11 protein-coding genes are annotated in these 9,982 nt (G+C 56.5%); 10 read left to right on the forward strand and 1 reads right to left on the reverse strand.

What is annotated here, in order from left to right; all coding sequences use genetic code 11:
* From O6929_08500 to metF, 8 genes are all read left to right on the forward strand, one after another.
* Window positions 1–459 (forward strand): hypothetical protein (locus O6929_08500; GenBank protein MCZ6480426.1); only part of this gene is annotated, 459 nt, incomplete at its 5' end.
* A gap of 277 nt (window positions 460–736) precedes the next feature.
* Window positions 737–1,414: a transcriptional repressor LexA gene (gene lexA / locus O6929_08505; protein ID MCZ6480427.1), complete on the forward strand. Its 678-nt coding sequence runs from the start codon at window positions 737–739 to the stop codon at window positions 1,412–1,414.
* Between the two features lie 48 nt (window positions 1,415–1,462).
* Window positions 1,463–2,191, forward strand: a complete 729-nt coding sequence (locus O6929_08510; GenBank protein ID MCZ6480428.1) for a hypothetical protein — start codon at window positions 1,463–1,465, stop codon at window positions 2,189–2,191.
* A 167-nt stretch (window positions 2,192–2,358) separates the two neighbouring features.
* Window positions 2,359–2,655, forward strand: coding sequence for a hypothetical protein (locus O6929_08515; GenBank protein ID MCZ6480429.1), 297 nt, complete (start codon window positions 2,359–2,361; stop codon window positions 2,653–2,655).
* The gene (locus O6929_08520; protein MCZ6480430.1) at window positions 2,630–4,837 is read left to right on the forward strand and encodes a hypothetical protein; all 2,208 of its coding nucleotides are present in this window, start codon (window positions 2,630–2,632) and stop codon (window positions 4,835–4,837) included. The genes O6929_08515 and O6929_08520 overlap by 26 nt, the downstream gene beginning before the upstream one ends.
* Before the next feature lie 59 nt (window positions 4,838–4,896).
* Window positions 4,897–5,481, forward strand: a complete 585-nt coding sequence (locus tag O6929_08525) for a hypothetical protein (protein MCZ6480431.1) — start codon at window positions 4,897–4,899, stop codon at window positions 5,479–5,481.
* 216 nt (window positions 5,482–5,697) lie between these two features.
* Window positions 5,698–6,948: a glycosyltransferase family 4 protein gene (locus O6929_08530; GenBank protein MCZ6480432.1), complete on the forward strand. Its 1,251-nt coding sequence runs from the start codon at window positions 5,698–5,700 to the stop codon at window positions 6,946–6,948.
* A gap of 144 nt (window positions 6,949–7,092) precedes the next feature.
* A complete protein-coding gene (gene metF, locus O6929_08535) occupies window positions 7,093–7,962 on the forward strand; it encodes a methylenetetrahydrofolate reductase [NAD(P)H] (protein MCZ6480433.1) in 870 nt (289 codons plus the stop codon).
* Window positions 7,963–7,992: 30 nt separating this feature from the next.
* Here the strand turns inward: metF and O6929_08540 are convergent, their stop codons facing one another.
* Window positions 7,993–8,487, reverse strand: a complete 495-nt coding sequence (locus O6929_08540) for a cupin domain-containing protein (GenBank protein ID MCZ6480434.1) — start codon at window positions 8,485–8,487, stop codon at window positions 7,993–7,995.
* Between O6929_08540 and O6929_08545 the strand changes: the two genes are divergently transcribed.
* Window positions 8,479–8,628, forward strand: a complete 150-nt coding sequence (locus O6929_08545; protein ID MCZ6480435.1) for a hypothetical protein — start codon at window positions 8,479–8,481, stop codon at window positions 8,626–8,628. The two genes, O6929_08540 and O6929_08545, sit on opposite strands and share 9 nt — an antisense overlap.
* A 250-nt stretch (window positions 8,629–8,878) precedes the next feature.
* The coding region (locus tag O6929_08550) for a glycosyltransferase family 4 protein (GenBank protein MCZ6480436.1) at window positions 8,879–9,982 on the forward strand (1,104 nt) is incomplete at its 3' end.

Genomic DNA, 9,982 nt, shown 5'->3' on the forward strand with positions numbered 1-9,982 from the left:
CCCCTCCCACTCCGCCTATTCCGTACTCCCGGTGTGGGCGAGATCCTTGTCAAGGGAGCCCACGCCTTCGTTCGGGGGTTCTTGTTCCGGGCGGGCCTGCGCCACCCCGAGCGCCTCGGTCCGAACGAACGGGCGGCCTACCTCGCCCCCCATCCCACGTGGTCCTCGCGTACCGGGATCTTGGTCTTTCCCCGAGAAATCCCGGCGGGACCCGAGGGCAATGTCAGCGAGTTCCTCGACACAATCCACGAGGGACTCATGCAACTCCGTTCAAAGCCCACTTTCATCGTGTGGGCGATGAAGGACATCGCCTTCTTGCCCACCTATCTCGAAGAGCTATGGATCCCCGACTTCCCAAATGCCCAGGTGCTTCGGCTCCCTGATGCGGGCCACTATCTGCAAGAGGACGCGCACGAGGAGATCGTGCCCGCACTCCTCCAATTTTTGGCACAGGGATAGGGCGCGGTCTAGCAAAGAAGGGAAATGGAATTGGGGTCGGACTGGAATTTTCTGGTAGGTCATGCTCCAGTCTGGACATGTGGCCATTCTAGGATTAAAGCATTTTTATATCAGCTAGTTATTGTATATTTCCTCGAAAAAGAATTAGAGTTTTTGGCGCACATAATCTGACGGCTCTTCCTTCCTTTTCGAACCCAATTCGACCCACCTGAATTTTCCACTTGACAAGGGATAGATAACAGAGGTTATCCATAGGGTCCCACTAGGAGGTGGCCTCATGAAAGGGCTCAGTCCAAAGCAGCGGCAGGTGCTCGAAGAGATTCTCCGCTCGCTCCGGCAGCGGGGGATGCCTCCTATATTAGAAGAGATCGCCGAGGCGATCGGGGTCAAGAGCCGGTTCGGTGCCTTTCGGCACGTCCGGGCGCTCGAGCAAAAAGGCTATATCCGCCGCCTTTCTGGTCCCCGCGGCATTCAGGTCCTGAAGGACCCGGCAGGCAACCCGCTCCCCCCTGAAGAGCAGGTCGGATACCTCCCCGTATACGATCGAGTGACCGCCGGGTCGCCCGTGCTCGCCCGGGACGAGGTAGTGGATTATATCCCGGTGCCGGCCTTCTGGCTGGGCGGCGGCGATGGCTTTGCCGTCAGGGTCCTCACCGACAGTATGGCCCCCACCGTGGCTCCCGGCGATATCGCCATCGTGCGTCAGCAGCAGACTGCCGTGCCCGGGGATATCGTGGTGGCCCTGATCGAGGAAGAGGCAGTTCTGAAGCGCTTCAAGCGGCGGGTCGATACGGTCCTTCTCGCTTCGGATAACCCTGCCTACACTCCGCTGCGGTTTCCACAGGCCCTTCGAGAACCTCAGGGCCAGGGCATCCGGATTCTCGGCAAGGTGGTGGGCTTGCTCCGCCGATTCAACAGTTCAACTGCATCGAAAGAGCAATTTCACCGGGTCTGAGCTCCTGAACAGGCCTTCAGGAAGTCCTTCCCGGCAGGAGTCTCTATCATGCGCACTCTTGCTTCGCTCGCCACAGGTGTCCCTGACGATGGAGTGGCCAGTGCGGATTCCCAGGATCAGCGGTTGCCGGCACTCATTCAGGCCCTGGTCCAGTCCCCGCCAGCGGGGATTGTCGCACTGCTTCGAGGGTCCAATATAGTCCTCTCGCTGGCGACCTTTGCCGCGGGGCTCTACGCCCTCAAGGGGCAGAGAGTCCTCCTGGTGGACGCGGGCAACAGCACCGACCCCTACATCGTCTCTCGTCTGGCCCTGGCCGCAAGACGCGATCCCCAGCCGGTCCTGTCCCGGATCCACATCATCCGCACCTTTACCGTCCACCAGCTGGCTGCCCTGGCCTTCCGCCGTCTGGAGCCTTTTATCCAAAAACGCACCCCGGGCCTGGTGATCCTCTCGGGGGCGACCTCGCTCTTTGCCGATGCCAATGTCCTTCTCAAGGAGGCAAACTTGTTGCTTCGCAAGATCGCAGCAGAGATAAAACGGCAGGCCGAGCAGGGATGCAAGGTCCTGGTGACCGCGGCGGATGCGCCCGTCGAATCCGGGCGAAGGAACCTTCACGTGCCTTGGCTAGACGTGGCGTCACGAAGCATGCGGGTCGATCGCAGCGAGCAGGGCTTCATCTTTCGGCGTGAGAAACCGTTCTCTCGTCCTGGGGTGAGCCTAGTCGAACCCCGGATCGAGACCCTACCAGCTGACCTACTCCTTCCCTTCCTGAGGTGAGCCATGGGTCGAACCGTGTAGGGTGAGCTCAGTCGAATCCCCAGCGGTGAGCTTTAGGGTGAGCCTGTCGAACCCCCAGGAGGTAAGTCATGGGTCGAACCGCCAGCGGTGAGCCTAGGAGGTAAGTTATGGGTCGAACCGCCTGCGGTGAGCCTAGGAGGTGAACTATGGGTCGAACCGTCACGAGTATCGTCCAGGCCTTCCATCAAGAGCGGGAGTCCTGGGGAAAGTTCCGCAGGGCACTTGGGCGGAGTGACCGCGAGGCCTTTGACCGCCTTTTCCAGCATGCGAGGCAGCATGCCGCTGAGGCGTCGTATGTGGCCCGGCCCACCCCCTTTGAGGCGGTGGTAATGGCCGTCTTGTTGGAACAGGAGAAAGCCCTGCAAGAGATTCGAAAGCGTTTAGAGCGACTCGAGGCGGCCGTCGGCCGAGAACGGGATGCAGACTCAGGGTTGGCTTTTTGACCTGTACCCTGCCAAGCACGGGATGGTGCTGTGGTGGATCACCGAGGCGGGGGAGCGGTTACGCCTGGAGGACCCCTTTACCCCGGCCTTTTACGCCGAGGGAAAGATGCGGGACCTGCAACCGCTCATCACGGAGCTCGAGGGAAAACCCTCCATCGCGGGGCTTCAGTTTGTCAAGCGGTGGGATCTTGTCAGCGAGGAGAAGGTCGAGGTCCTGAAGATCGCCCTGGCGGATCCGAATCAGTATCCCTCGCTCCCCGATCGCCTCTTCCTGGAGCATCCGCGAGTCTTCTTCTGGAACTGTGGGATTCACCTAGCCCAACTCTATTGTTACGAGCGGCAGATCTTTCCGTTGGCCTTCTGTGTCATCGAGCACGAAGAGGGTGTCCTCAGAGGGATCGAATGTCGGGATGATCCCTGGGCGTTAGAGTACGCTCTTCCCCCTCTTCGGGTCATGGAGATGCGGGGCGTGGGGCCCGTTGGCCGTTTCTCGAGGCGCCTCACCGCGCTTCAGGTCACGGTCGAGGGAGAAACGTACGATCTTTGCCAGGGAGAAGAGACCGAGCTGCTCACGGCGTTCAAGGACCTGCTGGAGCGCTACGATCCCGACCTCATTTACACCGAGGAGGGGGATGCTTTTCTCTTGCCCCTCCTGCTGAAACTGGCGAAGAGACACAGGGTGGACCTTCCTTTCGATCGCGAGCCGGTGACCCGCAGACCGCCGCGAGAGGGGCGCAGCTTTTTCAGTTATGGTCGTGTCATCTATATGACTCCGCCTTTTCCCCTCTACGGTCGCTGGCACATCGATCTGCACAACTCCTTTATTTACAATGAGGCGGAACTCCCCGGGCTGCTCGAGGTCTGTCGGGTCGCCAAGGTTCCCGTGCAGCGGCAGGCCCGTCTCTCGACCGGTGTCGCCATCACCTCGATGCAGATGGATGAGGCCACCCGGATGGGGGCGCTGATCCCCTGGAAGAAGGCAGAGGTGGAAGAGGCCAAGACGTTGGCAGAGCTCATTACGGTGGACAAGGGAGGGATGGTGTATCTGCCTCCGATGGGACTACACGAAAACGTGGCAGAGATCGACTTTGCCAGCATGTATCCCTCCCTCATGGTGGCCTACAACATCTCTCCAGAAACGGTGAACTGCGAATGCTGTCCGAAGGGGGCGGTGCCGGAAGCGGGGTATAGTCTCTGCCAGCGCCGAGAAGGCCTCGTCCCCCGGGTCCTCCGTCCCCTGCTCGAGAAGCGGCTTCGGTACAAAAACCTTAAAAAGGCGAGCCAGGGTGCGGCGCGGCGGCGCTACGACCTTTTGCAGTCTGCTCTGCGCTGGTGTCTGCTGGTGAGCTTTGGCTACCTGGGGTACCGGAATGCCCGCTGGGGCCAGATCATGGCCCACGAAGCGGTGACGAGCCTCGGGCGAGAAATGTTGCTCCGCGCGCGGACCATTGCGGAGGCCTCTGACTTTCAGGTGATCCACGCCATCGTGGACTCGATCTACCTGCAAAAGCCGGGGCTCGCGGAGCAAGAGCTTAAGGATCTGTGTCAGGAGATCATGGACGCGACAAAGATTCCCATTGCGGTTGAGGGGATCTATAAGTGGATCGTCTTTTGCCCGTCCCGAGAGGCTCCAGAGATCACGGTGCCGAACCGCTTCTACGGTGTCTTTCAGAATGGCGAGCAAAAGGTCCGTGGCCTGGAGCTTCGCCGTCACGACACCGCGCCGAAGATTGCGAGAGCCCAGCAAGAGATGCTCGACTGCCTGGCCCAGGCAAATAATGCCGCCGAGGTATTAGTGCGGGTTCCCGGGGCCATCGAAATACTCCAGCGTCATGTGGACGAGATTCGTGAGGGGCGAGTCCCGTTCGAGGAGCTCGTTATCACCCGGACGCTGTCGAAAAACCCAATGCAATATGTCCGTGAGGACGCCGGTGCCATCGCCGCCAAAGAGTTGGTTCGGGCCGGCGTGAAACTGCACCCGGGGGAGCAGGTGGGCTACATCATCCTCGATCAGAAGGCCAAGGTGAAAGGGGATCGCGCCCGGTCGGCACTGCTGCTGACAGGGGAGGAGAGCTATGATAAAGAAAGGTATGTAGAATTGCTCCTCCGGGCCGCCGAAACCCTGCTCACCCCGGTCGGCTATCCACCCGAGCGCCTCAGGTCCTGGCTCGAGAAGGCCTAGCCGTTCCGTTTGGGCACGGGAAAGCCGCTGCGTTTAGGGTTTCTGAAGAGGCGTCCACAATGTCTGACATGAATACTGATAAGCTCAAGGTGCCGGTCCCCGACGAGCCATTCGACCAGGCATTGATCGCTGCTGCTAACGAAATCCGGGAGGGTTCGAACCTTGATCCGTCCAACGACCTCACTGATGCAGCAATTATGGTGCTGAGCCAGATCCTATCAGCCACTCTTGAGGGCGCGGGAAGAGAACATAAGCCTCACCCAACCGGTGCCACCACCGAGACAGCATCGCGTGCCGCGTGTTTCATGGCTGCATGCCTCGCCGGATTGTCTGTCAATCTGAAGGATCAAGGTTTCGAGATCGATATTCCGGCTGTATTTACTCGGGCAGGCTTCACGGTCTTTCAGTGGTACAGGGCGGAGCAGCAGGCCGCGATCATATCGTCTGGCGGAGATAGCTTCAAGAAACTTCTCGCAGCTGCATCCGACCAGCCAAATATCCAGGTATGGATAGAGGACGTGCAGAGCTTAACTGCAGCATATGTACTCACTCGCGATCGTAATTACATTTCGCTTCTCCGCAAAGAGTACCTCTGGCTCTGGCAAGCCCGTGAGAAAGGTCTCGAACCGCGGACGGCGAAATAGACTGCGGCAGGCCGCAGCTTTCAACGGCTATGCAAGAGGGTGCGCCTGATACAGTAGCGTAATCGCGCTGCCTTCACTCATTTATGGAGCGGCTCTCGTGCTGGGGTTGCTCATGCATTTCGTCTGGTTGGAATTCTTTCTTTGGGGAAAAAGGTGTCAGGAACCTTTTTTTTGACTAACTATACTTAGCGAAACATAAGCGGTCTGGATAAAACCGTGAGAGTTCTACTCACCAACACCGGCCCGTGGGGGACCGGTAGCGGAATGGTGGCCGAAGGTGTGCTCGAGGCACTCCGGCAAAGGGGCCACCAGGCGATCCTGTTCTTCCCCGATGCGCAGATCGACACCCCGGAAAAGCACCATTACTACTCCCAACCGGACCTCTACCGCATCTGGCGTTTTCCGGTCGAGCGCGAAGGACGTGTCCTGCCTACCTTTCCATTGATGATCCCCGACCCGAACCCGCGAAGCGGGCCGGAGGCGTGGACCTTCCGTGACCTCTCGGACGAACTGTTGGAGTTCTACTTCCAGGAGGCGCGGCGGGAACTCCAGGAAGTGATCGACGGGTTCCGTCCGGATGTCGTCGAGTGCCAGCACATCTGGACGATCCCCTACCTGATCAGCGAACTCGGGCTGCCCTACGTGGTAACCGCCCACCACAGTGACCAGATGGGCTACCGGTACGACCGGCGAATGCAAGCCTACGCCAACCGGGCAGCCGCAGGAGCCCGTTGGATTTTTGCCGTCTCAGAATTTTCCCAGCGCGAGGTGCTGGACCTCTACCCGGGCATCCAGCCCGAGAAGGTCGTGGTACTTGAAAACGGCTACAACCAGCGCATTTTCCGCCGCCGGCGTGTCAGCCGGGCCCACACGTTGCGGGCACTCGGCATCGGGGACATTCCCAGGCTACCCATCATCACCTTTTCCGGGAAGATCTCGCACACCAAAGGGGTGGACATCCTACTGCGGGCAAACCGGCTCGTGCAACGGGGCCAGAAGGCCCTGCTGGTGATTGCCGGCACCGGCCAGCTGGAGAGAGAGTTCAGCGCCGAGGAGCGGGGCGACTTCCACCTGGAAAATGTGTGGTTCGTGGGCCATCAGCCGCAGTCGGTGGTGGCCCAGCTCCACAATCTGGCCACGGTGAGCGTGATCCCTTCGCGCGAGGAAGGTTTTGGCCTCGCCGCGCTGGAGGCGATGGGCTGCGCGACCCCGGTGGTGTCAACACGCTGCGGAGGTCCGGAGATGTTCGTGGTTGGAGCTACCGTGCCGGTCGGAAGCGTGGAAGAACTGGCCGCCGCTTTACTCGAGTTGCTCACTCTGGAGGCGGGCGCCGCCCGGGACCTGCGCCAAGCGGCCCTCGAGAAGGCACAATGCTACTCCTGGGAGCGGCTCGTCGAGCGGCGGCTGCATAACTACCGCCAGATGCTCAACCCGGCCGCCGCGGATGTTTCCGGGGACAGTATATAGGGGATGGGCCACCCCCATCCAGTCCTGCCTCAGTCCCTCTTGATCCCTTCGCCCCACTTCAGTATGCTGCTGCTGAGGATCGAGTCAGGATCCTGGCCAAAGAGGTCCTCACCGGAAGAGACCAGCACATAAGGGTGTTTACCTATGAAAAGGATTAAAGATGTATTTGACCATCAAGAGAAAACGTATTCGTTCGAACTCTTTCCGCCGAAAACTGACAAAGGGTATGAGAATTTACTGAAGACTATCGCACAGCTCTGTGAACTGAGCCCTGATTACATCTCTTGCACGTATGGTGCCGGTGGAGGGAATCGGGAAAAAACCTTTGATGTCGTCCAACACATCGAAGAACAACATCACGTTATTGGCATGGCGCATCTCACCTGTGTTTTAAATACCAAAGATGATATCAAGACTATCGTGGAAGACATTAAATCTCGGGGAATAAGAAATATTTTGGCCCTTCGCGGTGATCCACCCCAGGATCAACCTGACTGGCAACCCACGGATGACAATTACAAATACAGTAGTGAGCTCGCTGCGTTTATACGTGCTAATTTCGGTGATTATTTCGGAATTGCGGTGGCTGGATTTCCCGAAGGACATATTTTGTGTCCGGACAGAGAAAGAGATGCAGAATTTCTCAAATTGAAAATTGAAGCGGGAGCTGATTTTGTCATTACGCAGTTATTTTTTGATAACAAAGATTATTTTGAATACATCGATAGGCTGCGCAGAATTGGTGTTGACGTGCGGGTGATTCCGGGAATTCTGCCTATTACAGATTATGGGGCTTTGCAGCGATTCTGTTCGTTATGCGGTGCAACCGTAACCGATGAAGTGAAAAAAATCTTTGAACCCATCCAAGATGATAAAGAGACTATGGTAAGAGCTGGTGTTGAGTTTGCCATCCGCCAATGCAAAGAACTCTTGGACGGCGGCGCTCCGGGAATTCATTTCTATTGCCTCAACAAATTGCATCCAACTGACGAGATTTTAAAAGCTGTTCGATAACCCGATCAGTGCCCCCCATTGGCCCCACGTTTACTCACAAATATAACAGAAACCGAGTCCATCCACTGTCATCGGGATATCGCGTTCGGCGTTGACAATACAGAGAAAGCCGAAGGCTTCTTTTGCATCCTCGGGGTTCCGAAATTGATGAGGGTCGTTTGGAGCAACGTACACCACATCTCCAATCCCCACCTTGTAGATATAGCAGCCGAATTGAACCTCACCTTGCCCCCGCAACGGAACGACGACGTGCTCGTGTTCATGCTTCTCCAGCGTACTGTACCCGCCGGGGGCGATCTCGAAATACCGCACGTGAAACCGCTGAGATTCCCCGCGTTTACCTGATAGCTCGCGGCGCGTGACGCCCTTCCAGGTCTCTGTCGTCTCTTTGTATGGCTCGAGTGGAATATCCTGCCAGGTGAGGTTACCCTGGTGCCGGATCACTTTGCTGTGATTGCCGACTAAGGGTGGTGGGGACGGAATTTGGTCTTTGATCTCGTTATCCACGAGTCGATATTGAAGCATCTAGGAGTCTGGCTGGTCAAGAGAAAAGCTCAACCGAGGGCCAATGCGCCCATCGCTCCCAAAGCGCTTGGCGGGGCCGGGGTAGACCTGTATCCGGGGGAGCAGATCAGCTACCTCATCCTTGCCAGGAAGGCCAGGTGAAAGGGGAACGGGCCCGGCCGGCAGTGCTGCTGACAGGAACGGAGGTCGGAAGGGATCAATTTTAGCATTGGCAATAGACGGCAAAGGCCCGCACGGTCAAGTCGGAAGAAGGCTTGCGTGAGGAGAGGGGCCATGTTACTTTTCCGTCACATTGCCGACAAAGAGCTGACCCAGGGCGGGGTGCAACTGCGCCCGGCGGAGCTGGGTAGCCACCCACGCGGATTCGGAGACCCTGGAGTTGAAGGGTAACATGAAGATTGCGATTCTCATTAAACGCTTCATTCAAACCGGTGGTGCAGAAAGGATTGCTGTAGAGCTTTCACGATCCTTATTAAAGAAGGGACATCAGGTTCATGTCTACTCTCAAGAATTCGATGAGGATGCCTGTAAGGGTATAGTTATCCATCCTATAAAACATCGCATAAGGAAGCCTATCCATCTCAACTCCTGGGACTTTGCTATACAAACAGCAAGGCTCCTGAAAAGAGAGCAGTATGATGTTGTCCAAAGTTTTGAACGGGTTTTGAGGTGTGATGTTTTCTATGTGACCTGTATCTGCTATCGAAACTGGATATGGAGAGGACAGTCTCGAACGAAAAAGATCATCAATTATATGAAAGTGGCTGTTGATCCGAGGCATATGAGCTACCTGATTTTGGAATCGCTACAATTTCGAAAAGGAATATGCAATAAAAGGATTGTCGCGACATCGAAGTTAATTAAGGAAGACATTATTGCCAATTATCGTCTGATACCGAGAGAGATTGAGGTCGTATATCCGGGCGTGGAATCTAAGACTTTCCAACCAGGTCTTCGTGATTCTTACCGAAAGGAAGTGCGTGATGCTTATGGAATCGGAGACGATGTTGTTGTCATTCTGTTTGTTGGATCCGAGTTTAAGAGAAAAGGGCTCCGTTTTTTGATCGAGGGTGTAGCGCGATTGATTCACGAGATAAAAGGTGAGAAAGAACTGAGATGCTTGGTGGTTGGAGGGGGACCTTCAGCTGAGTACCAGGCGCACGCTATGGCCTTAGGAATTTCCGATGTGGTTACCTTTGTTGGACTGTCTTCTGAGGTTGAGAAGTATTTTGCAGCGGGTGATGTTTTTGTCCTTCCATCAAAAAACGAGCCATCAAGTCTTGCCGTTCTCGAAGCAATGGCGTGTGAACTTCCTGTAATTATCGCAGAGGAAAGTGGAATAGCGGAACTTGTAAAAGACGGGTTTGACGCTCTACTCTTGAGCGATCCGACCTCTGCGCAGGAAATTAAAGAAAAGCTCCTATTAATGATGAATGCTGATAAGCGCAGATCCCTCGGAATGAATGGAAGAAAGAATGTTGTAGAACATTCATGG

Source organism: Candidatus Methylomirabilota bacterium, from assembly GCA_027293415.1.
GTDB lineage: Bacteria > Methylomirabilota > Methylomirabilia > Methylomirabilales > CSP1-5 > CSP1-5.

Excerpts from the sequence above, each read along its gene's own strand:
- lexA (MCZ6480427.1), top strand. The coding sequence starts at position 737 with ATGAAAGGGCTCAGTCCAAAGCAGCGGCAGGTGCTCGAAGAGATTCTC.
- O6929_08510 (MCZ6480428.1), top strand. The coding sequence starts at position 1,463 with ATGCGCACTCTTGCTTCGCTCGCCACAGGTGTCCCTGACGATGGAGTG.
- O6929_08515 (MCZ6480429.1), top strand. The coding sequence starts at position 2,359 with ATGGGTCGAACCGTCACGAGTATCGTCCAGGCCTTCCATCAAGAGCGG.
- O6929_08520 (MCZ6480430.1), top strand. The coding sequence starts at position 2,630 with ATGCAGACTCAGGGTTGGCTTTTTGACCTGTACCCTGCCAAGCACGGG.
- O6929_08525 (MCZ6480431.1), top strand. The coding sequence starts at position 4,897 with ATGTCTGACATGAATACTGATAAGCTCAAGGTGCCGGTCCCCGACGAG.
- metF (MCZ6480433.1), top strand. The coding sequence starts at position 7,093 with ATGAAAAGGATTAAAGATGTATTTGACCATCAAGAGAAAACGTATTCG.
- O6929_08540 (MCZ6480434.1), bottom strand. The coding sequence starts at position 8,487 with ATGCTTCAATATCGACTCGTGGATAACGAGATCAAAGACCAAATTCCG.